Below are 22,230 nucleotides of genomic sequence, written 5' to 3' on the forward strand. Positions count from 1 at the left end.
AATGTTAAGAAAATCAGTTTTGGGAGAAATCCTAAAGTTAAAAAATTCTTTTATATGGTATATATTATTGGCTTTACCACTTCTAAGTGTGCTAATTGGTACTGGAAACTTTTATCTAAATCAAGATATCCTTAAGAAAGAATGGTATAGCTTGTGGACTCAAGTTAGTCTATTTTATGGTGAGTTTTTCTTTCCTATATTAATAGCAATCTTTTGTGCCTATGTTTGCAGACTTGAACATATGAATCATAATTGGAATAATGTAATGACACTTCCAATCAATTTAAAAAACATTTTTTTATCTAAACTTATAGTTATTTCAATACTTACGGCTATCACTCAAATTGTTTTCGTTATTTTTTACATAGTTGCTGGAAATATGATTGGATTTTCCCAAAGTGTACCTAATGAACTCACTGGCTGGATTATTAAGGGTTGGATTATTTCAATTTCAATAGCTTCTATACAACTATACCTATCTATAAAGATTAGAAGTTTTGCTACTCCTATTGGTATCAGTCTTTGCCTTTCTCTATTTGGAATGGGCTTACTAATAGCACAACCTTCTATTGGTATATTTTTCCCATACTCTATGTTAGGAAGTGCTATGGGTATTATAAAACAATCTGCTTTAAACGTTAATGATACTATAGTTACAATATGTGTTGCATTTGCCACTACTATAATATTTTCTGAAATCGCTAAGAGAAACTTTAGAAAAAATGATGTTATATCTTAGCCTTACAATAAAATTATATATGACAAGATGGTGTCATCCTATTGTATTATAATAAATCAAGGATATACGATAAATAATTCAAATCACCTCTTGACCATCTAATCAATAAAAAAGACTTTCATTATGTAGTATGGTAAAATATAAAAAAGCTTGCCTATATTTTATGAGGAGGAAATATAACTATGCTTACATTTAGTGGAATAATCTTTTTATTAATACTAATACTCATAGTAGGTATACTTGTAGGTATTATTAAAAAAAATAAACCAATATTAGTTACATCCTTAGTTACTTTATTAATTCTACTTACTACTATAATCATAATTTGGAATTCTATTCCAGATACATGGTAGTAAGATTATATAAAAATCACAACCGATAAAGTTGTAATCAACGAGTTATTATATTGGATGTTCTTTAATCTATAAACTTCTACTTTATATAGTATTACATAAATTTTTAAATATTAAAGTCAAGGAAAGCATTATACAGTTTCCGCATTATGTTAGCAAAGTATACAATTAGAAATTAGAATTGGTGAGGTGAATGAGTAATGTATTCATTACGAAAATTAGAAGAAAAAGATATTGAGATGGTTAAATCATGGTTATATCAAGAATATATTGTAAAATGGTTTGGGGATGCTTCTGATTGGTTAAATGAAATAAAAGGTAGAAATAATGAATATAACTTTATACATCATTTCATTGTTGAATCTGAACACAAAGCTATTGGTTTTTGCCAATATTATAATTATAATCAAATTCCCCTTGAGGATTCAGAAATTCCACAACCCAATGGAACGTATGGTATTGACTATCTAATTGGTGAAAAGAATCTGTTGGGAAAAGGCATTGGAAAGCAGTTGGTAAAATTGATTTCTGACAAAGTGATTGAAGAAAATAAAAACGTCGTTCGTATTGTAGCTGACCCAATAATCGAGGAAACAAGAACGAATGTAGCATCTATAAAAGTTTTAGAAGCAAATCAATTTTGTTATGATGAAAAATCTAATCTATATAAAAAAGATGTAAAAGATATATAAGTAAATTTAATTTTGTTCAATTGATATCTGTTTAAATAGCTTAGTATTTACATATCAATATTGGTATTTAATTATCGATAATATTTATATAACTGAATATTTACACATCAATATTAATGTATAACTATCTATACATGTACTAAATCTTGATACTTCTATTTAAAGATTTTTGATATAATTTGGAGGCAATAAATGAACACTATAGATTATGAAGATAGCAAAATAACAGAACTTTGGAATGAATATGCAAATACAAGAAATACAGGATTAAAGAAATTAGCAAACAAAAAACTAGACTTTTTAATCGACTACATATTAAAATTACCTGAAAATAAACAAAAGCATTTTGTTACATATATTTGTAAGGAGCGTTTTGATAAAAACAACATAAAAGAATTTCAACAACCTTTAGTGGTCAAATTAATTTTTCCAATAGTTGAAAAAGCTGTTTTAAATAAAGAAATGCCTTTTCTTAGGTGGGGATATCAATTAAATCTATTTATTTCTTTAAATAAAGAGAATTATGATAAATATAGATACTACTCTTCTGAGGATATGCTAAAAGATGCTTTAAAATTAGATGACACAGATATTAAATCTGTCGAACTATTATTAAATAAATATATAGATGAGTTATGGTTTGCTTCTCATCATATACAAGAAAGTGTAATTCTAAACCCTAAAAAAAATATTAAAGAAGATTTAGAGGAATTAGATAGACTACTTACAAAATATAAAGGAAACCTAGATTATTATGATGAATATTTAAAAGAAAAAACATACTATCAAGAATTATATGACTTATGGTTTCAATATGATGAAAGTAGCAAAAAAATTTCCTTTCCTGAATGGTTAAAAATTAGAGGATATAACTATTCTTGGTGTAATGCATTTTATTATGAAAAGTGATAAAACTATTGATAAGGCTATAGTACACTGCTATTTTCATTTTCTAGAATTAACCTTAATAGAATTAGCTTTAATATAACAGATAAAAAAATTTAATCCACAGGAGTATAAATTAAAATGATAATTAGACAAGAAAAAACCAGTGACAAAGATAAAGTATATGAAGTTATTAAAGCTGCATTTACAAATGAAGAATCTTCTGACCATGATGAACAAAACCTTGTTAATCGATTAAGAAATAGTACTAGCTTTGTTCCGGAACTTTCACTTGTTGCTGAAGATGATGGAGATATAGTTGGGCATATTCTATTTACAGAAATAAAGATTAAAAATGATGTACTACTTGCACTAGCACCAGTAGCAGTTTCTCCAAGTGTCCAAGGCAAAAAAATAGGTTCAAAGTTAATTGAAGAAGGACATAAGATTGCAAAGTCAAAAGGATATAAAGGTTGTGTAGTTTTAGGTCATGACAAATATTATCCTAAGTTTGGCTATCAAGTAGCAAGTAAGTTTAATATAAAAGCTCCATTTGAAGTGCCAGATGAAAATTTTATGGCTATAGAGCTACTAGACAATGGATTGAAAGAAGTGTCTGGTACTGTAGAATATGCAAAGGAATTTTTTGAACAGTAGTTATAAACTATGATTGGTAATTCTATTTAATATTTAAGATATAAGGAGTGATATAATGGGTGAACTTTCTAAATTACCAAATATAGGTCCTGTAGTTGAAGGTCAATTAAACCAAGTTGGAATCACAACCTATGAACAGTTAAAGGAAATAGGTAGCAAGCAGGCATGGTTAAAAATAAAATCTATTGATGCTTCTGCATGTATTAACCGTCTATATTCACTAGAAGGTGCAATTCAAGGCATCAGAAAAAGTCAATTATCTTCAGATGAAAAGGAAGAATTAAAAGAATTTTATAATATATTTAAGTGTTAGAAAAGGAGAGTTTATATGTTTGAATCAAGATGTGGTGTACTCTGTAACAGTTGTGCAAGAAAAGAGAAAGTAAATTGTAAAGGATGTACTCAAATGAAAGGTCCATTTTGGGGTGGTGAATGTAAGGTTAAGACTTGCTGTGAAAGCAAAGAACTTAATCATTGTGGAGAATGTGATACTTTTCCTTGTGATATGCTTTCAAATATGGGGAAAGAGCAAGGTTTTGACCCTACAATAAAGATTGAACAATGCAGAAAATGGCTAGCTGAAGAAAAATCTTTAAATGATTCTCTTAATTAATTTAATTCATTGATTGAAATACATATTATGTTAAGATACATATGATGAGTGAGGTATTATAAATGAGCTAAATAATAGTTTTAATTATTATTCAAAACTGATATTTAACTCTTTTATAATCACTCTTTAGTCTTTTATAATTATTCTTTAATCCTTCATAATTATTCTTTAGTCTTTCCAATACCACCACTTTAGTTTTTCTGGGTCTGGGTTTTCTGTTGATGCAAAATATATTGCACAGCGGTATACATATAGTTGACATCTATCTATATGTTGCCCACTCATTAAGCATTCTTTTTGGTACAACTCTTCTGGATTGGCATCTTTAAGGGATTCAATTGTTGTATATCCCAACATTATTAGGTCTTTTTCAGTTTCCTTTCCTACCCCAGGAATTTTTCTCAATTCTCCCATGTTATACCTTCTTTCTAGGATATGTGTTTTTATATTTTATTGTATATTAAATATTATTTTTATGCTACATCTAATATTGAAATTTCATAGTACTTAATTTATATTTTTTAATATAAATTAATAATGCTGACTAAATTCTACTTTTTTGATATAAAATATTATTATTGTATGCTTTTTAATAAAATACATTACTTAGTTATAACCTAAGTGATACCAAACACTTCACCATTCAATTAATATTTACTTTCCCATAAAAATGGTCATAGAAAATCAGTTCTTTATACTTCACTTTTTGCCTGTTTTTTGGTATTATTATGTTAAGAAAATTAATATAATTTAGTATTATCAAATTAAATTAGTTTACATTTTCCTAAAAAGTTTATTTAAACACCTTATATGACGTCTATTAAAAGCCTATCTTTCCTTTTAAAAATTTTTAGCTTAAAATAGGAGGTAAATATTGTGCATAATAAACTTTTGTCAATTACCCAATTAGCAAAACTTAGAAACCTTACAAGTGAAACACTAAGATATTATGACAGAATAAATCTTATAAAACCTAACTACGTAGACCCTAATACTAAATATAGATATTACTCTATTCTTCAATATGAAGAGTTAGGAACTGTAAAAGAATTAAGACAATTAGGAATGTGTATTAATGATATTACAAGTTATTTTAATGACAGAAATTTCAAAAAATCTATTGAAATTTTTGAAAAATACCAGGAAACACTTCACTCAGAAATCAGAGAAAAAATAGAGCTTGAAAAGGTATTAAATAAAAAGGTTGAATTTTTAAAACAACTAGATTCTCTATCTCCAGTAAATACAATTACAGAACTTACACTTCCAGATAGATATATGATTACCTTTGATAAACCAACTGGTGGACCTCATGAATTAGCTCTTGCTGTAACTGAATTGGAATCTCATTTAAATGAGATTGCTCCAATTGTTGCAAGTGATAGAGTGGGTGCTTATGGTAATGATTTAATTTTAGACGAATCTAAAGATTATATTCCTTTATCTCCATTTATATTCATAGAAGATGATGATATACAGTCCCCTTTAAAAAAACTTGTTCCAGGGGGGTTATATCTTTCTATGTATTATGATGGTGATGAACTTGAAAGATACCATCCATCTTTTGATTTTATAAAAGAGTATATGAGTGAGCACAACCTATGCCTTAATGGCGATATTTATCAAATATTTAAAATAGATGTGACTCTTACTAGTTACTTAAATGAAACGCTTATGGAAATTCAAGTTCCAGTAAAAAAAATATAGTCTATTACATAAAGGCTATGATTGTTAGCTTATCATAGCCTTTTTACTTACTTTTCTCCATAGTCTTTTTCTTACTTTTGTGATTCCCAATCTGCTGGATATGTTACATATATAAACCTAGCATAATTAGGTACTGAAAACTTTATACAACTTCCTTTTGGTATGAGTATTAGTTCCCCTTCAGATGCTGTTATCTTTCTGCCATCTATTAATATGTCTAAAGTTCCTTCTATTATATAGTCTACTTCATCATAATTTAAGGTCCAATCGAAAGTTGTTTCTTTCATTTCCATAATTCCACAACCTAGTCTTGGACTTTCTTCTAAAGTAAATAAATCTTTTGTATAAACTATATCATTTGGATTACCAGTATCTAATCTATTACTTTCATCTACCTTTACTCTTGGTAATTTTATAGAAGTTATTCCACTTATATCTTTGTGTCTATTAAAATCTATATTATTTTTAGAACCATTTAAATTTTCTTCTATTATTTGTCTAACTAAGACTTCCAACATATCTTTGTTTAATGTACTTATATCCATCTCTTATTACCTCCTTAACCTTATATCTCTATATCACCAATACTTTTACTCATTTGTTATTCATCCGCAAATTCAAGAGAATCGACTATACCAACTATAGTTGCATCTATTGGAACACTCTGTCTTTCTATTGAAGTTCTAGCAGCAGAGCCTCTAGTTATAAGAACTAAATCTCCATTCCCTGCCCCTGCATTATCTGCTGCTACTAAAAAACCTTCTTTATATGTATCTTTAGCATTTAATAGTTTCACAACTAAGAATTTTTGTCCATTTAACTTTTCATCTTTTCTTGTTGCCCATACATTACCAACTATTTTTCCTATTTCCATAAGTCTCCTCCACTATATTCTTTTTACTGTTATATTATGTATTCTTATAAAATCAATAGCTAATGGAGTTATTATACTATTTTTGCTTACGATAATATCCTTAGTTCCACTTATCATAGGCTTTCTCAAATCAGACTCAGATATAAGCCTTTTTTGTGTCAAATCTATGCTAAAATTATCATCTATTTTTACTTTTTCTTCGTTCAATATTTCTTCATTCAATATTTCTTTATTCAATATTTCTTTATTAAACGTTTCCTCACTTAATGTTATCTCATTTAAATTCTTTATAATCTTTACTCCATACCTACAAATATCCTCTTCATAAGCTCTGTATTTATTGTATAGTGCTTTAGGTGCAGTGTCTTTATAGAGTTTGTATTCTATTCCTTCATCTAACACATATACTTTCTTACCTTTCATAAGCATTTTTAATAGAAATCTTTCTTCATTTGAAAAACTATTTCCTAATGCTAAGTTGCAAATACCCCTCATACAAAGTTTTGATACTATTACTGCATCACAATCTTTTGTAGCACTATCAAATATTTCTATATTAAACTTATCATTTAATAAGTCAAATTTACTTTTATCATTTTCATATAATATAATTACTTTTTTTCTATTTTCATTTTCTATATATCCAACATTCGTAGTATTTATTTTTTTGTAAAGTTCTTCTACTATAATCTCTATAATATTGTTGTAATCCATAAACTTTCCTTTCTAGATATATAGCTATCTCTTTATTATCCTTGCAATACTTCCTTTTGAATATGCGCATGCATTTGCCTCATCGTAATCTATGTGCATATAAGTTTTAAACTTATCGCTAACCCTAACAACTACATCATCAAATATTAGAGGTCTTTTACCAAATACTTTAACTTCAACTATCTCATTGTCTCCCACATTAAATTTTTTGGCATCTTCTATCGACATGTGTATATGTCTTTTTGCTACCATAAGACCTTTTTGAAGTTCAATCTCTCCTTTTTCTGTAGCTATTTTAATACCTAAGGTATCTTCTAAATCTCCACTTTGCTTTATTGGTGGCTTCAATCCTAATATGGAACCATCTGTTAGTGATATTTCTACTTGTGTTTTCTTTCTACAAGGTCCAAGAACTACAACATTTTTTAATGTACCCTTTGGTCCAATTATTGTAACTCTTTCTTTACAAGCATATTGACCTGGTTGAGATAAATCTTTTAATTTTGTTAATATATATTCTTTACCAAATAATTTTTCTACATCTTCTTCACTTAAATGTACATGTCTTCCTGACGCTTCAACTTCTATAAATACTTCTTTTTTAACTCTACTTACTACTTCTTTTACTATTTCATTTAATAGGTTTTCCATAAACTTCCCCCAACTACTGGTATTGTCCAGTTCTTATTTTATAAATTATAATCCAGAACACTGATGACAATCTATTAAGAGCTTTTATTAAATCTTCTCTCTCAACTTCTCCATATTCACCTTTAAACGCTTCATATGCACAGAGTTCAGCTTCCCTAGTACTAGTTCTTATACTATTTATGAGTACTACTTCTTCACCCATTTTATAAGTTGGAAATTCATGACCTATACCAAAATATTTTTTAGGATTATGAGAATGCTCTCTCAACTCTTTTTCAGATAGACCTAAAAGCTTAAAGCTATCTAATTTTTCTTCTAACACTTCACATCTCATTATTTTCCTTACAAACTCTAATATTTCTTGTAATTCATTTACTAATTTTCCAAGACTCTTTTTGTTGCATAAAACTTGAACTTCTAGTATTTTTGATTCTAACGAGTCTATCTTTCCCCTTAAAATTATCCTTTTATGGTCTTTAAATACTAATATATCTCCATTTAAATGAGTCATATGTTCTGGCTTTTCATTTAACTTAGCTCCAAATACAGTTTTGTACTTATAAGATTCTTCTCTTACTGTTTCTTTTATAGCTTCCTTATTCTTATTATTTTTATTATTTTCATTTGAAATATTATCAATATATTTTATTTCAATCTTTTTTTCGGCTAAAAAAGACTTTGCTAAAGGAGTTATAATTTGACCTTTTTCAATGTAATATTCAGTTATATTCCCTTTATTTTCACGCATTTCTTTTCTTATTTGATTTTCTGTTAAAACACTCATCTTATCACATCTCCTATTAGATGTATAAAAGGGGACCCCTCAAAATATATTGACATCCCCTTTTTATCAAATTTAAATTTTATTTACTATATAAACTTATTAATCAACATTTACTTTTGGTAATATAGCATCTACTTCAAAGTGTGGTCTTGGTATAACATGAACAGATACTAAATCTCCAACTCTCTCCGCAGCAGAAGCACCTGCATCTGTAGCAGCTTTAACAGCTCCAACATCACCTCTTACCATTACTGTAACTAAACCTCCACCTACTTGCTCTTTTCCAACTAATTGAACATTGGCAGCCTTAACCATTGCGTCTGCTGCTTCTATTGCTCCTACTAATCCTTTAGTTTCTATCATCCCTAATGCGTTTGCATTTGCCATAATGCTTACCTCCAAAATTTTATATTAATATTTTTTAAAATTATTTTAGTTTTTCAAAATCTAACATAGCTCTAAAGCTATCTTTTTTACTAATACATTTATTAGTTCTTCTCTATCCATAGAGTCAAATATTGATTTTTCTACTTTAGAATTTGTACCTCTAAGTTCTTCTATTTCTTTAACTCCATAGGCTATTTTCTTTATATTTAATAAGTCTAATGGTCCTACATTATTTGAAGTTGAACTTCCACCTATAGCTCCACACCCTAATGTTAAAGCTGGTGATAAGTTTGTTGCTCCACCTATTCCTCCAAGTGCAGATGGTGCATTTACTATTATTCTTGATACTGGCATATTAAGTGCAAATTTCTTTACAAGTTCCTCATCATTAGCATGCATTGAGAATGTGTGACCAGCACCTTCATTTAAAAGTATCTCTCTAGATTTTTGCATAATAGATTCAATATTTTCCTCTACATAAAATGCAAGTATTGGAGTCAGTTTTTCTCTAGAATAAGCTACATCATTTCCTACTCTAGATTCTCTTGCTATAAGTACTTTAGCATAACTTGGCACATTACTTAAATTAGCTAATTTAGCAAGTGCTTCTACACTCTTTCCAACTATTTGAGGATTCATTGTTCCATTTGCTCTTAATATAAATTTAGACAGCTTTTCACTTTCTTCTTCATTTAATAAATAAGCCCCTTGATTTTTCAGTTCATTAACAATTATATCTTCCATAGATTTTTCTACTATTATAGATTGTTCAGATGCACATATTACACCGTTATCAAAAGTTTTAGAATCTAATATTCTTTTAACTGCTAACTTAATATCTGCACTCTTATCTATAAATGCTGGTCCATTTCCTGGTCCTACTCCTATGGCAGGTGTTCCTGATGAATAAGCAGCTCTAACCATAGCCTCTCCGCCAGTTGCTAAAATAAGTTTAGTATCCTTATGCTTCATTAATTCATTAGTACCTTTAAGGCTGGGATTAGTTATACCTAATATAATATCTTCTGGACTTCCTGCTTTTATAGCTGCCTCACTTATTATTTTTATAGTCTCAAGTATACATTTTTTTGCATTTGGATGTGGTGAGAAAATTATTGAATTTCCTGATTTTATAGAAATCATAGCTTTGTAGATTACTGTTGATGTTGGATTTGTTGATGGTATAAGCCCTGCTACTACTCCTACTGGTGTAGCTATATCAACCGTTCTTTCTGCCTTATTTTCACCTATTATCCCAATAGTCTTCATATCTTTTATTGCTTCATATAACATTTTAGATGCAAATGTATTTTTAACTATTTTATCTTCATATTTTCCAAACCCAGTTTCTTCATTGGCCATTTTAGCCAATTTAGCGGCATTTTCATATGCTGCATCTGCCATTGACTTAACTATTTTATCTATTTGTTCTTGGCTCATTCTGGAAAGTTTAACTTGAGCTTCTTTAGCTTTTTTTACAAGATTTCTAACTTCTTGTATAGATAATAAATCTTTATCTAAAATTTCCATCTTTATTTATCCTCTCTAATCAATTTATAAACTAAATCTACTAGGTCTTCTTTTCTTAAAGAATTTAATTCTTTATTAGTCAAAGAAGAATCGTATTCTCTAGCTAAAGTTTTTAATTCTTTTATATTCATATTTAATAAATTTCTATTATTAGTGACCTCATCTTTTACTGGTTTTACTTCATTTAAAGTTTCTATATTTGTATTTTCATTTTCTTCAATTTTTATGTCTTCTTCTAAGATTTCTGTATTTGTATTTTCATTTTCTTCAACTTTTACATCTTCTTCTAAAGCTTCTACATTTGTATCTTCATTTTCTTCTATCTTCATATTTTCTTTGATTGGTATTTCGCTAACTTCATTATATTTCTGAGTAATTCTTTCTTCTTTTTTAAATAAATTATCAGCTACTTCTTTATGTATCCTTGGTATTACATGAGTTGCTCTTAATACTCCAACCTTGTTTACAGCTACTTCTCCAGCTTCTATAGCTGATTTAACTGCGCCTACATCTCCAACTATTGTTAATGTAACTATTCCCGCTCCTACTTTTTCAATGCTAAGTATATTTACACTAGCAGACTTTACACATGCATCACATGCCTCTATTGCAGCAACATATCCTATTACTTCTATTAAACCTACAGCATTCATTTATCTTTAAAACCTTGTTGGGTCATCAGCTACAGATTTAACAGCTTCAGCAAAAGCATCACAAGCTGCTTTACAAGCTGATTGAGAACCTGTAAGTAATGCTCCACCAAAGTTTGTTTCAGTTGGAGGTGCAAATAATTCACATAGACTTACATCTGCTGCTTTTAATGCTGCATCTAGTGCATACATAGCTTCTAAAGGTGGTGCTACTAAATAAGCTATGGCTTCTCCTTCTTTGATTCCTGCCACTTTAGAAAGATATGTTCCTGTTCTAGATACACAGTGAGCATAATATACTATTGAATCATCATCATTTGCACTTATAAAAGTTGCTCCGTATTCCATAAAATCAACTACTGCATTTAATCCACTTCTTACTTCAGCTGGGCTTGGTCCTGCTATTATACCTAATACCTCACCAGCAAGTTTTGTTGAAGCATTTGTAGCACCTGCATACATTGACTTTGCATATACAACATCAACTTCTGAAGCTTTAGTTGCTTCATCAAGGGCAGTATATGTCACATCATCACAATCAGCAGTTATAAACCCTAAACTTTTATGGTCAGAATTTAATTCTAGCTTTTGTGCCATTTCTGGACTTATGTTTGAAATCATTTTAATTCCCAGTATTTTAGGACGAATTACATCATTTTTCATAACTTGTACTCCTTTAAGTTATTATTTTAAATCAATTCCAGAAGCTTTCTTATCTAAAATTGTTTTTATAAGTTCAGCTATATGTGCACCTGCTTCAACAGCAGTAGTTCCACCTTTATGGATGTTTGATACCACTGTTCTCTTAGCTTCTGCTATACCAACTCTAGGCTTATATGTAAGATATGCTGACATAGATTCTGCTGTAACAAGACCTGGTCTTTCTCCAATTAACACACATACAACTTCACAGTCTAACTCTTCACCTAAATGGTCCATAGCCCCAACTCTACAATGTTTAACAAATACAACATCTCCCACTTCAATTCCATACATCTTTAAACCTTGCTTTATAGCCATAATACAGTCATTTGAATTGGCCTCTATAGCAGCTGAACTTAGTCCATCTCCTGCCATTATTAATACCTTCTGATTTGTACCTATTTGCGTTTTTATAAAATCTATAGTTTCACTTGAAAATTTTCTTCCAAGGTCTGGTCTAGTTAAAAATTCATCTTTATCCTTACATAAAGTTTCTATTTTTATTAGGTTGCTATTTTCCACAAAATCCTCATCTACATAAGAGAAAACAGCATCTTGTGCAGCAGCATGGTCTGCTCTAAATCTTAAAACTGTTTCTGTTTTATATCTAGCTCCACATCTACCTATACCTATTCTTGCAGGAGTTTTAGATTTCATGTCTAAATATGCTTCTGCATCCTTAGGATTTTTTACTAATAATTGCTTTTTCAAATCTATTTCCGTTATATCTTCTATACAAGCATCATCGTCTACTGTACTTTTATTTACTTTATCTACTGCATTTTCAACAACTTCATTTACAACACTAGAATCTATTTGACCAGCCATTTGATTTACTAACTGCTCTACTAATGCTTTTAAATCTTTTTCATTCATACTTAAGACCTCCTACCCTAATAATATTGATGCATCTCCAGCTTTTTCTGTTAATTTACCATCTTTAGAGAAGCCCATTTGTTCCATCCAAGCATCAAACTCTTTTATTCCTGTCAATCCAAACATTTCTCTAAGTGATGCTGTCTCATGGTATCCTGTAGTTTGGTAGTTAAGCATTACATCATCTCCATGAGGTATGCCCATAAAATATGTACATCCAGCTGTAGTTAATAATATCGCTAAATTTTCCATATCATTTTGGTCTGCTTTCATATGGTTTGTATAGCAAACATCAACACCCATTGGTAATCCATGTAATTTACCCATAAAGTGGTCTTCTAGTCCTGCCCTCATTACTTCCTTTGCATCATATAGATACTCTGGCCCTATAAATCCAACTACTGTGTTTACTAAAAACGGCTCAAACTTTTTAGCAAATCCATAACATCTAGCTTCCATAGTAACTTGGTCTATCCCATGATGTGCTTCTGAAGAAAGCTCTGAGCCTTGCCCTGTTTCAAAATACATTACATTTGGACCAGTAGCTGTTCCATGCTTTAAAGCTAAATTTCTTGCTTCTTCAATAGTTTCTGAATTAAATCCAAAAGCTTCATTTCCTTTTTCAGAACCAGCTATTGATTGGAATATTAAATCTGTTGGAGCACCATTTCTTATAGCTTCCATTTGTGTTGTAACGTGTGCCAACACACAAGTCTGAGTAGGTATTTTATATTTTTGTTTTACTTCCTCAAATCTCTTTAATACTTTAGTTACACTTTCAACTGAATCATCAACTGGGTTTAATCCTAGTACTGCATCACCTATTCCAAAAGTTAATCCTTCTAGAAGTGATGCAAGTATTCCATCTGGGTCATCTGTTGGATGATTTGGTTGAAGTCTAACTGATAAAGTACCTTCTTCGCCTATTGTTGTATTACAATGAGCTGTAACTTTAATTTTTTTTGCTGCATAAACTAAGTCCATATTTGACATTAGCTTTGCAACTGCTGCTATCATTTCTGAAGTTAATCCTCTTGAAACTCTTTTTATATCTAAACTACTTGTTTCACTATCTAATAGCCACTCTCTAAGTTCTGAAACAGTCCAGTCCTTTATTTCACTATAAACTTTTTCATTTACTCCATCTTGAATTATTCTTGTGACCTCATCTTCATCATAAGGAACTGCGGGACTGTTTCTTATATCCTCTAATTTTATATGAGATAAAACTACTTTTGCTGCCACTCTTTCTTCGGCACTTTGAGCTGCAAGACCAGCTAACTTATCACCAGACTTTTCTTCATTTGCTTTTGCCATTACATCATATAATCCTTTGAACTGATAAGTACGCCCAAATAATTTTGTCTTTAAAATCATCTCCTTACCCCCTTTTTTAATTAAAAACTAATGTCTTTATTACTACAGGTAACACCTTACCTTCAGCTATTGGCTTTCCAATATCTATGTAGTCTCCATTTTCAACCTTAATACTATCTATACAAATAATATCTTTTTTGTAATCTAAAACTGCACAAATAGATTGTCCTAATACTTTTGCCATGTCATTTTCTATAATTACTACAAATGGCAAGTCATTTTCTATAATTTCTTCCATACCACTCACTAATCCACGTGCATACTCTTGAATTTCTAAAAAGCTTGGATTTTTACTTCCTTCTATAGCGATAACAATTTTTTGTAAGTCATTTTCTAACTTAAACCAATTTAACTTATTTTTTATACTTTCACTTAATGCCTTTTCATTGCTAGTTTCTTCTTCTCGTGATAGTTTTAAAACAGGTAAGTTTTTAAGTGGAAAATCTTCACTTGTATAAGTTATAGTACTTCCACTTACTTCAGTAGTATGAGAACCAGCACCTACTACTGTAGCTCTAATAGTTTCTAATGGAATTATTACATTTATTTTTTTTAGTTCATCACAATTTTTTATCGCTTGCCCTAATAAAATACCTAAGTCTCCATATTTAAAATATTCATCTATTTTTTTATCATAGTAGATATAATCAGCGACCCCACCAGAAAAAGATATGTTATCTATCTTTTCACTTAAATTTATAGATTTATTAGTTACCATAAACTCAAATAGACTCGTTTTCTTTTTTATTCCTATACTTTGTAATATTAAATCAACCATTATATCTATTATTGGCTTTGTGTTTTCTATGGTTGCTATAGTTCCTATTTGAAGACCTAAATTATAATCTTTTATGATTTTTTCTATCTTAGGTGATATATAAGTTATTTTTTTACTATGCTTGTCTATTTTTATAAGTCTCCCACCTATATCTAGACAGCCAGTATCTAATACTTCACCTCTTTTAAATAAAGCTAAATTGCTAGTTCCTCCACCTACATCTAAATTTACAACATTAGTTGAATGATTTTTAGAATAAATATGGGCTCCTGCTCCTTTGCCAGATATGATACTTTCTAAATCTGGTCCTGCTGTTGCCACCACAAAGTCTCCTGCAAACCCACTTAAATTATGAAGTACATAATTTGCATTTTCTTTTCTTGCAGTTTCTCCAGTTATAATAACTGCACCTGTATGTATGTCTTCTTTAGATATATTTGCTTTTTTATATTCACTATCAACTATGTTTTTTATTTCATTTCCATTTATCTCATTGTTGGAGATAAGAGGTGTAAAGTATATTTCACTTTTATATACAATTTCTTTGTCTATTATACTTATCCTAGGTACTGAAAAACTAGATGCAGTGTTTTCAACTATCAATTTAGAAAATATTAGTTGAGTAGTACTTGTCCCAATATCTATCCCAACACTTAATAACTCTTCTCTCATTTTCTCACCTCATAATTTAAAAGTATTTCTTAAACAAAGAAGTTAGATTGTTCTATAGACTATCAATATTTTTCTTCCAATGAGCTTATCTCATTTAAATATTCAAATAATTCATCTATACCTACATCATCTATTGTGTCTACTTTAAATATTTTATTGACTCCTGCTAACGTTAATCTTTCTATTCCTAAATCTATTTGATTTTTATCTAATTTATTTATCTTAGTCATAATGCCTATAGTTTCTTTACAAAATATACTTGCAAAACCTGGTGCCATATAATTTTCTTCTTGAGTTGCATCATAAACTATAGCCACTACTTTAGCATCTACAGCTGTAGTTATTAAAGCATTATACAATGCTCTATTTTCCATATATTCACCTGGTGTATCTATTGCATTTTTATAAATTTCTATTGACTGTGTTTTCTTATATTTAATCTCTAGCTCATCTAGTTTTTGGCAAAGAGTCGTCTTTCCACTACTTGTTTTTCCCATAAAAATTATATTTTTCATTTTATGTCCTCGTTATCTTAGTTGATGAAAAATTCAACATCTCACCTAACACTTCTAATACTTCATTTAATGCAGATTCTACAGAACTCACATCTCCAGATATTACTAAAGACCCACTAAATCTATCTATAAATCCAAGCGTTATATCTGATGATTTTGTTGCTACATCTGCTGCTATTATTGAAGCTTCACTTGGTGTTATTGTAAGAATACCGATTGCATCTTTTCTATCTAGTATTAATCCTAACTTTTTGTATATATCCTCATTTGGATTAGCTATTATATGAGCAAGTGTTACTTGCTTTCCTGGAACATATTCTTGTATAATTCTTTGTTTAGTTTCTTCGTTCAATTTTGCCCCCTAATTTTTATCACATTTTTACTTAATTTTATTTAGTATTTCTATTATGTCTTCTTCTATGGGAACTTTAGGATTTGCACTAGTACATCCATCTTGAATAGCCAAAACTGCTATTTCACTCTGTAAATTACTTAGTTCTTCCAAATTTATATTGCATTCTCTCAATTTAGTTGGCATGTTTAGTTCTTTTTGTAATTTCTTTATTTCATTAATTAAACTCTTTACACCACTTCTTGTGTTTGAGCTACTAAGACCTATTAACTTTGATATTTGTGCATATTTTTTTGCTGATAATGAGTAGTATGTATTTGAATATCCTGTGATATTAGCATTGTATTCTATTATATATGGCAATAATATTGCATTTGCTCTTCCATGTGGTATATGAAACTTTCCACCTAGAACATGTGCTATGGAGTGATTTATTCCTAATGATGTTTGATTAAATGCCATTCCAGCTAGACAAGATGCATTATGCATTTTTTCTCTAGCCTCTAAATCGTTTCCATCCTTATATGCTTTCAATAAATATTCAAATACTAGTTTTATTGCCTTTTCAGCAAGTGCATCAGAAAAATCATTAGCATTTACTGATACATATGCTTCTAATGCATGTGTCAAAACATCCATTCCAGTATCTGCTGTTATAAAATCTGGCACTGTTTTAACCAACTCTGGGTCTAGTATTGCTATGTCTGGAATTAATTCATCTGACACTAGAGGATACTTTGCACCTTTTTGCTTATCTGTGATTACAGAAAATGATGTTACTTCTGAGCCAGTTCCACTTGTTGTTGGGATAGCAATAAATTCGATTTCATTAGTTCTTAAAATTTGCTTTGAAAAGTCCTTTATAGCTTTGGCTGCATCTATTGCAGAACCTCCACCTAAAGCTATTACTGTATCTGGCTTTATATTTTTTAATACTTCTATGCCTTGTACTACTGTATCTATAGGTGGGTCTGGTACTATATTACTAAATACTTCATATGTACTGTGTTTTAAATTTACTAAGATTTTATCTATAGTTTTTGATTTAACCATAAAAGGGTCTGTTATAACCAACACTTTTTTATCTTTTATCTCTTGTAAATACTCTAAAGAACCTACTCCAAATTTTACTTTGGTTTTTATTTCAAAATTATTCAATCTAATCTCCTCTTTTATAAAAACTTATTTAAAATTAAACAATTGTTAAGCAAAAGCCCCACAGAACAATCTATGGAGCTTTTATTAAGCTTTCAATATTTCGTTATGACATTATTTTAGTAAATATTGGATTTTAGTAAAGTCAAGAATCTTGTATATTAATACTTTATGTTATGCTTTTTCTTATAAGCTATATGAGATATAAATTCATACATTATACCCGCAGCTGTAAGTGAAGTAACATTTCCAGCATCATATTGTGGCGCAACTTCAACAAGGTCATAGCCTACTATATTTAACTCCTTTAATCCTCTTATTATTTCTAATGTTTGGGCAGATGAGAATCCACCTATAACAGGAGTTCCTGTCCCTGGTGCATATGCTGGGTCAACAAAATCTATATCAAATGTAAGGAATGCTTTTGAATCACCAACACGTTGTTTAATTCTTTCAATTATTTCTTCTGTAGTCATCTTATGACATTCAACAGCTTTTAAAACTTCATACCCTAAATCAGTTGAGTGGTACTTATCTTCTTCACCATAATAACCTTCTCTTATTCCAACTTGAATTGATTTAGATGTATCAACAAGATTTTCTTTAGCAGCATGGTAGAAAGGTGTTCCATGACTATAAGGCTTTCCAAAATATTCTGCTATTGTATCATAATGAGAGTCAAAGTGTATTAAAGCAACTGGTCCATGAACCTTATGACAAGCTCTTAATTCTGGTAATGTTACACTATGGTCTCCTCCCATAGCTATTGGAACTACACCATTTTCAAAGATAGGTAACATCCCCTCTGTAATTACATCAAATGTATCTTCTACATATCCTGGTACAGAGCCTAAATCACCATAGTCTACCCCAGAACAATAGTCAAATATACCAACATCAAGAACTGGATTATATGGTTTACAACCTAGAACTGACATTTCTCTTATTGATGATGGACCAAATCTAGCACCAACTCTAAATGTAGCACATGAATCAAATGGTATACCAATAACAGCAAAATCTACATCGTCTGTTGTAACTACATTTTGTAATCTCATGAATGTTTTAATTCCTGCAAATCTAGGTGATTTTAAAGAATTTATTGTTTTATATTTAATCATAACTACTCCCCTTAATTTTCTTTGTTTTTGTTATTTTTTTATCAATTTTACTCTAAACTTCAGCTACCTCATCTTCTTTTTCCATCTTAAGAACGTATGGAACTGCAATTAATTTTGCAAATATTATACCTATTACTCCACCTACTATTTGACCAACAAGTATTGCAATAACCAAGTTTGGTTGGAAATTGACATTGAAAGCTATAAAATCTCCTAAAGAATATCCTGCACAAACTAAAAACGACATAGATATTACTTTACTTGTTGGTTTCATATCTTTGACTAGTCCAAAAATTGCGATACCATTTGCCATACATGCAACTAATCCAGCACTACCAGCACTATCTAGCCCAGCTATTGAACCAAGCTTTTCCAGTGGCTTTTTAAAATACTTACGTATAAGGTAAACCATTGGAAATGCTCCACAAAGCATCATTGCAATACTCCCTAGAAGCTCAATAGACCTAAACATTTCTTTCTCATCTGCAAACATTGGGTCAAATCCCCAACTTCCAAATACTTTAGTGAAAATACCTGTATAGTGTTCAACAATAGATGATACTACGACTATTATTAATATGCTTGTAAGACCTTTTCCAAAATACATGAATCCTTTTATCATTCCATTAGGGAACAATTTTAACCCTAATGCAAGCAACACACACACCACAACAATAGGAATTAGATTTTGGAAAATCATTAGCATACTTAAATTTAAAGTATAATTAGAATTTCCTACTGTAGAAAGTGTTGTACGTATTGTAGGATTTGTAAGTAATGCAACCATATATGACGTGAATACTCCAAAAGGTACTGATAAAAATCCAGACATAGCTCCTAAAGCTAGGTACTTGTAATCTTTTTTATCTAAAATTGAAAGTCCTATTGGAATATTAAATGCCACTGTCGATGCACACATAAATCCAACTGCTAATACTATCACTAATATTTCACTTGTTTTCCCAATTTCTATAGCTAAAGCATATGAACCGCAATCTGGTGGCATAATCATAGCTGCTGCTACCACTGGGTCTGCGCCAAACATACTAAACAACTTTCCAAATATTTTCTCTACCCCGACCTTTAGATACGGAACAGATACCATAAGACCTACTATTGGTATAAACATCGTTGCCATAGTATGTAAGCCTTCATCAAAAGATTTAGCTAGCTCCGATTCTTCTTTGAAAATCTTTGCTAAACCTCCAGCTACACAACAAGCCATGATGATATACAGTACTGAGTCTCCTAATAATTCCATACAGTATACCCCCTATGTACTAAAAACATTAATCAGCTCTTTATTACTTAATTTTTATTTAATATTTCTCATAATAAATACTTCTTATGCTAGTGGTTCTACAGATTCTGTAAAGTTAGGGTCATTTATTATATCTAAGTAATGTTCAAAGTTTTCATCCTTCATAAACTCTATACAATCAGCTGCACGAGTTCTTCCATATTCCCAATAGAAGTCATGGTCTTTACCATATGTTATTTGAACTAATGACCATAAAGACCAGTGTGCATTAACTAAAAACTTACTTGTAAGCAATCTTGCTCTTTGTTCTTCTGTTGGTTCTCCGCCAAAGTATGTTCTTACATAAAGCTCCTCTTTATCTTTTGGAAGAGGATTTTCTACACACACACATGCCATATCGTAAAATCTATCATTTGTTCCACCGTATTCCCAGTCTATTACACGCATAACTTTTCCATCATACATAAAGTTTTCTGCTAGTGTATCATTGTGACAAGGAACTAATTTTTGTGGATTATTTTGATAAGCAACTTCTATTATATTTACTTTTTCTGTTATGCTATCCCATCCATCATATCTCTTATCAAAACCATTTTCTTTAAGTATTTGTATGTACTCTTTCATCTTAGCTATTGGGTTAAATACACTTTTAAACTCCATTCCACTATCATGGTATTTTCTCATAATTTCTGCTGATTTCATGACTACATCTGAATTATTTATAAAATCCTCTGCATGCATTGTATCTGATTTTATAAATTCACAAAGTTGTGAACCTGTTTTTGGGTCATAGTAATATATTTCTGGAGCTATTCCAAGACATGACATTAAAGAAGCATTGTGCTTTTCTGCTGGACGATTTATATATCCTGCTGTTCCTACTCCTGCTACACGCATTGCTATTTGAGTGCCATCTTCAATCTCAAGCTTAAAGTTTTTATTTGTAAGCCCGCCTGGCATTATTTCTATTTTGCTAAGTTCTTGGCTAAATGCTGTTTTTGTTAAATTGATTAACCTAAGGAAATCTTGAATTTCATAAGGTTGTATTACCTCTCCAAATACTGACATATTTTCTCTTATACTTTCATTTTTCATAATAGTTTCTCCTTTGTATGATTTGTTTTTGGTCAAAACTTTTTCTATTAAAAACCATTTTCCTTTGATTAGAATTCTATATCTTTGTGCAACACAAAGGTCAATACTATTTTTGTTTAATTTTTTGTTATAATGGATTTTTTTATATATTTTTGGGATTCTATCTCTATTTGTGGAAATAAAAAAACTTTTAAATAAAGTTATTTAAAAGTTTTTCATCATATTATTAAAATTATGTATACAAAAAATATTTATTATAGTATTGTTTTATTTATTCAATTTATAATTCTCTACTTTATGAACTTTATAAAATTGATAATTCTTTTGTCTATTTTTATTTATCAACCTTTATATTTCCATTTCGACTTTCCAGCTTAACTGTAACATTTTGTGCAACTCTAACACTTCCTTTTAGAATATTATCATTTATAGATAATTTGTCTTTGAATGATGTGGAAATAGCCCCATTAAAAGTATGAATAATACCAAACACCAAGAACTTAGTATCTAAAGCCACATTTTTACAACGAAAGACCCCTTCTTTTATACCCTGTTCTACAATTAGAATTTTATTAAAGCTATTGCACTAAAAAAAGAAACCACATTCTGTTTTTATATAGAATATAGTTTCTTGAACTTTAAATACTTAAAAGCAATATTTTATTTATTTTTTGAATTTTCTAATTTTATAGTAGACAAATTTATTAGTTAACTCTTAAATTTTTATCTTCTCTACAAAATTTTCTTCTTATTAAGAAATATGCAGAGATTACAACAAGCTCTATCGCTAAAAATATACCATAAGTAGCTATAGAATCTATGCTGTCTATACCATTTCTAAAGAAAACTAATGCTATTCCTGCTGCTATAATTCCTATAGCATTTTTACCTATAGCATTCTGACCAAAACCATAAAAAGAAGGGAAGTTTCCTCTTATCTCAACAAATGTCAAAATTAATCCAATTACTATAAACAATACTCCTACAACTTCCATAATCATACTAGCCATTTTACACCCTCCTTATTAGAGAATTAACCACTACTATAAAAATAGCTTGCTTTTATAATTACATTATATATTCAATTGAA

29 protein-coding genes are annotated in these 22,230 nt (G+C 29.8%); 8 read left to right on the top strand and 21 right to left on the bottom strand.

Going from position 1 to position 22,230, the window contains the following annotated elements:
• The first annotated feature begins 1 nt into the window (after position 1).
• From IC213_RS13195 to IC213_RS13225, 7 genes are all read left to right on the top strand, one after another.
• Entirely contained in the window at positions 2-739 is a 738-nt protein-coding gene (locus IC213_RS13195; RefSeq protein WP_227483041.1) for an ABC transporter permease, read from the top strand.
• Between the two features lie 182 nt (positions 740-921).
• Positions 922-1,092: a hypothetical protein gene (locus IC213_RS13200; RefSeq protein ID WP_227483042.1), complete on the top strand. Its 171-nt coding sequence runs from the start codon at positions 922-924 to the stop codon at positions 1,090-1,092.
• A gap of 200 nt (positions 1,093-1,292) precedes the next feature.
• Positions 1,293-1,784, top strand: a complete 492-nt coding sequence (locus tag IC213_RS13205) for a GNAT family N-acetyltransferase (RefSeq protein WP_227483043.1) — start codon at positions 1,293-1,295, stop codon at positions 1,782-1,784.
• Positions 1,785-1,976: 192 nt separating this feature from the next.
• Complete coding sequence (locus IC213_RS13210; protein WP_227483044.1) at positions 1,977-2,693, top strand: hypothetical protein; 717 nt, start codon at positions 1,977-1,979, stop codon at positions 2,691-2,693.
• Positions 2,694-2,810: 117 nt separating this feature from the next.
• The gene (locus tag IC213_RS13215; protein WP_255619085.1) at positions 2,811-3,326 is read left to right on the top strand and encodes a GNAT family N-acetyltransferase; all 516 of its coding nucleotides are present in this window, start codon (positions 2,811-2,813) and stop codon (positions 3,324-3,326) included.
• Between the two features lie 55 nt (positions 3,327-3,381).
• Positions 3,382-3,639: a TfoX/Sxy family protein gene (locus IC213_RS13220; protein ID WP_227433515.1), complete on the top strand. Its 258-nt coding sequence runs from the start codon at positions 3,382-3,384 to the stop codon at positions 3,637-3,639.
• Between the two features lie 15 nt (positions 3,640-3,654).
• Complete coding sequence (locus IC213_RS13225) at positions 3,655-3,939, top strand: DUF3795 domain-containing protein (RefSeq protein WP_227433516.1); 285 nt, start codon at positions 3,655-3,657, stop codon at positions 3,937-3,939.
• A 168-nt stretch (positions 3,940-4,107) separates the two neighbouring features.
• Here the strand turns inward: IC213_RS13225 and IC213_RS13230 are convergent, their stop codons facing one another.
• Positions 4,108-4,353, bottom strand: coding sequence for a helix-hairpin-helix domain-containing protein (locus IC213_RS13230; RefSeq protein WP_227433517.1), 246 nt, complete (start codon positions 4,351-4,353; stop codon positions 4,108-4,110).
• 462 nt (positions 4,354-4,815) lie between these two features.
• Here IC213_RS13230 and IC213_RS13235 point away from each other — a divergent pair, with 462 nt between their 5' ends.
• Entirely contained in the window at positions 4,816-5,646 is an 831-nt protein-coding gene (locus IC213_RS13235; protein WP_227835886.1) for a MerR family transcriptional regulator, read from the top strand.
• Between the two features lie 71 nt (positions 5,647-5,717).
• On the opposite strand, the gene IC213_RS13240 is transcribed toward IC213_RS13235, so the two are convergent.
• The 20 genes from IC213_RS13240 to IC213_RS13335 all read right to left on the bottom strand — a co-directional run bounded on the left by IC213_RS13240 (position 5,718) and on the right by IC213_RS13335 (position 22,150).
• On the bottom strand, positions 5,718-6,191 hold the full coding sequence (locus IC213_RS13240) for a cupin domain-containing protein (protein ID WP_227835885.1): 474 nt from the start codon (positions 6,189-6,191) through the stop codon (positions 5,718-5,720).
• Positions 6,192-6,247: 56 nt separating this feature from the next.
• Positions 6,248-6,520, bottom strand: a complete 273-nt coding sequence (locus IC213_RS13245) for a EutN/CcmL family microcompartment protein (protein ID WP_227824686.1) — start codon at positions 6,518-6,520, stop codon at positions 6,248-6,250.
• A 12-nt stretch (positions 6,521-6,532) separates the two neighbouring features.
• Complete coding sequence (locus tag IC213_RS13250) at positions 6,533-7,234, bottom strand: TIGR02536 family ethanolamine utilization protein (RefSeq protein ID WP_227863151.1); 702 nt, start codon at positions 7,232-7,234, stop codon at positions 6,533-6,535.
• Between the two features lie 24 nt (positions 7,235-7,258).
• Positions 7,259-7,885 carry an ethanolamine utilization phosphate acetyltransferase EutD gene (eutD, locus tag IC213_RS13255; protein WP_227824684.1) on the bottom strand — a complete coding sequence of 209 codons (627 nt, stop codon included), beginning with the start codon at positions 7,883-7,885 and terminating at the stop codon, positions 7,259-7,261.
• A gap of 13 nt (positions 7,886-7,898) precedes the next feature.
• Entirely contained in the window at positions 7,899-8,669 is a 771-nt protein-coding gene (locus IC213_RS13260; protein ID WP_227863152.1) for a cobalamin adenosyltransferase, read from the bottom strand.
• A gap of 99 nt (positions 8,670-8,768) precedes the next feature.
• On the bottom strand, positions 8,769-9,056 hold the full coding sequence (locus IC213_RS13265; protein ID WP_227824682.1) for a BMC domain-containing protein: 288 nt from the start codon (positions 9,054-9,056) through the stop codon (positions 8,769-8,771).
• A gap of 60 nt (positions 9,057-9,116) precedes the next feature.
• Positions 9,117-10,586, bottom strand: a complete 1,470-nt coding sequence (locus IC213_RS13270; protein WP_227863153.1) for an acetaldehyde dehydrogenase (acetylating) — start codon at positions 10,584-10,586, stop codon at positions 9,117-9,119.
• Positions 10,587-10,588: 2 nt separating this feature from the next.
• Positions 10,589-11,239: a BMC domain-containing protein gene (locus tag IC213_RS21160; protein ID WP_285894768.1), complete on the bottom strand. Its 651-nt coding sequence runs from the start codon at positions 11,237-11,239 to the stop codon at positions 10,589-10,591.
• A gap of 6 nt (positions 11,240-11,245) precedes the next feature.
• The gene (gene eutL, locus IC213_RS13280) at positions 11,246-11,899 is read right to left on the bottom strand and encodes an ethanolamine utilization microcompartment protein EutL (RefSeq protein ID WP_227831324.1); all 654 of its coding nucleotides are present in this window, start codon (positions 11,897-11,899) and stop codon (positions 11,246-11,248) included.
• A 21-nt stretch (positions 11,900-11,920) separates the two neighbouring features.
• Complete coding sequence (gene eutC, locus IC213_RS13285) at positions 11,921-12,814, bottom strand: ethanolamine ammonia-lyase subunit EutC (protein WP_227863154.1); 894 nt, start codon at positions 12,812-12,814, stop codon at positions 11,921-11,923.
• A gap of 12 nt (positions 12,815-12,826) precedes the next feature.
• On the bottom strand, positions 12,827-14,191 hold the full coding sequence (locus tag IC213_RS13290; RefSeq protein ID WP_227824678.1) for an ethanolamine ammonia-lyase subunit EutB: 1,365 nt from the start codon (positions 14,189-14,191) through the stop codon (positions 12,827-12,829).
• Between the two features lie 16 nt (positions 14,192-14,207).
• Entirely contained in the window at positions 14,208-15,641 is a 1,434-nt protein-coding gene (eutA, locus tag IC213_RS13295; RefSeq protein ID WP_227855456.1) for an ethanolamine ammonia-lyase reactivating factor EutA, read from the bottom strand.
• A gap of 62 nt (positions 15,642-15,703) precedes the next feature.
• Complete coding sequence (locus IC213_RS13300; RefSeq protein WP_227834767.1) at positions 15,704-16,156, bottom strand: EutP/PduV family microcompartment system protein; 453 nt, start codon at positions 16,154-16,156, stop codon at positions 15,704-15,706.
• A 1-nt stretch (position 16,157) separates the two neighbouring features.
• A complete protein-coding gene (gene eutS, locus IC213_RS13305; RefSeq protein WP_227824675.1) occupies positions 16,158-16,508 on the bottom strand; it encodes an ethanolamine utilization microcompartment protein EutS in 351 nt (116 codons plus the stop codon).
• A 27-nt stretch (positions 16,509-16,535) separates the two neighbouring features.
• A complete protein-coding gene (locus IC213_RS13310; RefSeq protein ID WP_227863155.1) occupies positions 16,536-17,666 on the bottom strand; it encodes a 1-propanol dehydrogenase PduQ in 1,131 nt (376 codons plus the stop codon).
• A 158-nt stretch (positions 17,667-17,824) separates the two neighbouring features.
• Positions 17,825-18,784, bottom strand: a complete 960-nt coding sequence (speB, locus tag IC213_RS13315; protein WP_227834769.1) for an agmatinase — start codon at positions 18,782-18,784, stop codon at positions 17,825-17,827.
• A gap of 52 nt (positions 18,785-18,836) precedes the next feature.
• Entirely contained in the window at positions 18,837-20,045 is a 1,209-nt protein-coding gene (locus IC213_RS13320) for an ethanolamine utilization protein EutH (RefSeq protein WP_227851414.1), read from the bottom strand.
• Between the two features lie 84 nt (positions 20,046-20,129).
• Entirely contained in the window at positions 20,130-21,140 is a 1,011-nt protein-coding gene (locus IC213_RS13325; RefSeq protein ID WP_227863156.1) for a choline/ethanolamine kinase family protein, read from the bottom strand.
• A 334-nt stretch (positions 21,141-21,474) separates the two neighbouring features.
• On the bottom strand, positions 21,475-21,657 hold the full coding sequence (locus IC213_RS13330; RefSeq protein ID WP_227824670.1) for a hypothetical protein: 183 nt from the start codon (positions 21,655-21,657) through the stop codon (positions 21,475-21,477).
• 187 nt (positions 21,658-21,844) lie between these two features.
• The gene (locus tag IC213_RS13335; protein WP_227863157.1) at positions 21,845-22,150 is read right to left on the bottom strand and encodes a hypothetical protein; all 306 of its coding nucleotides are present in this window, start codon (positions 22,148-22,150) and stop codon (positions 21,845-21,847) included.
• Positions 22,151-22,230: the final 80 nt, after the last annotated feature.

This window comes from Clostridioides sp. ES-S-0049-02 (assembly GCF_020658465.1).
GTDB lineage: Bacteria > Bacillota > Clostridia > Peptostreptococcales > Peptostreptococcaceae > Clostridioides.

Bases quoted from the DNA above. Each gene is read 5' to 3' on its own strand.
- IC213_RS13195 (WP_227483041.1), top strand. From the start codon at position 2: ATGTTAAGAAAATCAGTTTTGGGAGAAATCCTAAAGTTAAAAAATTCT.
- IC213_RS13200 (WP_227483042.1), top strand. From the start codon at position 922: ATGCTTACATTTAGTGGAATAATCTTTTTATTAATACTAATACTCATA.
- IC213_RS13205 (WP_227483043.1), top strand. From the start codon at position 1,293: ATGTATTCATTACGAAAATTAGAAGAAAAAGATATTGAGATGGTTAAA.
- IC213_RS13210 (WP_227483044.1), top strand. From the start codon at position 1,977: ATGAACACTATAGATTATGAAGATAGCAAAATAACAGAACTTTGGAAT.
- IC213_RS13215 (WP_255619085.1), top strand. From the start codon at position 2,811: ATGATAATTAGACAAGAAAAAACCAGTGACAAAGATAAAGTATATGAA.
- IC213_RS13220 (WP_227433515.1), top strand. From the start codon at position 3,382: ATGGGTGAACTTTCTAAATTACCAAATATAGGTCCTGTAGTTGAAGGT.
- IC213_RS13225 (WP_227433516.1), top strand. From the start codon at position 3,655: ATGTTTGAATCAAGATGTGGTGTACTCTGTAACAGTTGTGCAAGAAAA.
- IC213_RS13230 (WP_227433517.1), bottom strand. From the start codon at position 4,353: ATGGGAGAATTGAGAAAAATTCCTGGGGTAGGAAAGGAAACTGAAAAA.
- IC213_RS13240 (WP_227835885.1), bottom strand. From the start codon at position 6,191: ATGGATATAAGTACATTAAACAAAGATATGTTGGAAGTCTTAGTTAGA.
- IC213_RS13245 (WP_227824686.1), bottom strand. From the start codon at position 6,520: ATGGAAATAGGAAAAATAGTTGGTAATGTATGGGCAACAAGAAAAGAT.
- IC213_RS13250 (WP_227863151.1), bottom strand. From the start codon at position 7,234: ATGGATTACAACAATATTATAGAGATTATAGTAGAAGAACTTTACAAA.
- eutD (WP_227824684.1), bottom strand. From the start codon at position 7,885: ATGGAAAACCTATTAAATGAAATAGTAAAAGAAGTAGTAAGTAGAGTT.
- IC213_RS13260 (WP_227863152.1), bottom strand. From the start codon at position 8,669: ATGAGTGTTTTAACAGAAAATCAAATAAGAAAAGAAATGCGTGAAAAT.
- IC213_RS13265 (WP_227824682.1), bottom strand. From the start codon at position 9,056: ATGGCAAATGCAAACGCATTAGGGATGATAGAAACTAAAGGATTAGTA.
- IC213_RS13270 (WP_227863153.1), bottom strand. From the start codon at position 10,586: ATGGAAATTTTAGATAAAGATTTATTATCTATACAAGAAGTTAGAAAT.
- IC213_RS21160 (WP_285894768.1), bottom strand. From the start codon at position 11,239: ATGAATGCTGTAGGTTTAATAGAAGTAATAGGATATGTTGCTGCAATA.
- eutL (WP_227831324.1), bottom strand. From the start codon at position 11,899: ATGAAAAATGATGTAATTCGTCCTAAAATACTGGGAATTAAAATGATT.
- eutC (WP_227863154.1), bottom strand. From the start codon at position 12,814: ATGAATGAAAAAGATTTAAAAGCATTAGTAGAGCAGTTAGTAAATCAA.
- IC213_RS13290 (WP_227824678.1), bottom strand. From the start codon at position 14,191: ATGATTTTAAAGACAAAATTATTTGGGCGTACTTATCAGTTCAAAGGA.
- eutA (WP_227855456.1), bottom strand. From the start codon at position 15,641: ATGAGAGAAGAGTTATTAAGTGTTGGGATAGATATTGGGACAAGTACT.
- IC213_RS13300 (WP_227834767.1), bottom strand. From the start codon at position 16,156: ATGAAAAATATAATTTTTATGGGAAAAACAAGTAGTGGAAAGACGACT.
- speB (WP_227834769.1), bottom strand. From the start codon at position 18,784: ATGATTAAATATAAAACAATAAATTCTTTAAAATCACCTAGATTTGCA.
- IC213_RS13320 (WP_227851414.1), bottom strand. From the start codon at position 20,045: ATGGAATTATTAGGAGACTCAGTACTGTATATCATCATGGCTTGTTGT.
- IC213_RS13325 (WP_227863156.1), bottom strand. From the start codon at position 21,140: ATGAAAAATGAAAGTATAAGAGAAAATATGTCAGTATTTGGAGAGGTA.
- IC213_RS13335 (WP_227863157.1), bottom strand. From the start codon at position 22,150: ATGGCTAGTATGATTATGGAAGTTGTAGGAGTATTGTTTATAGTAATT.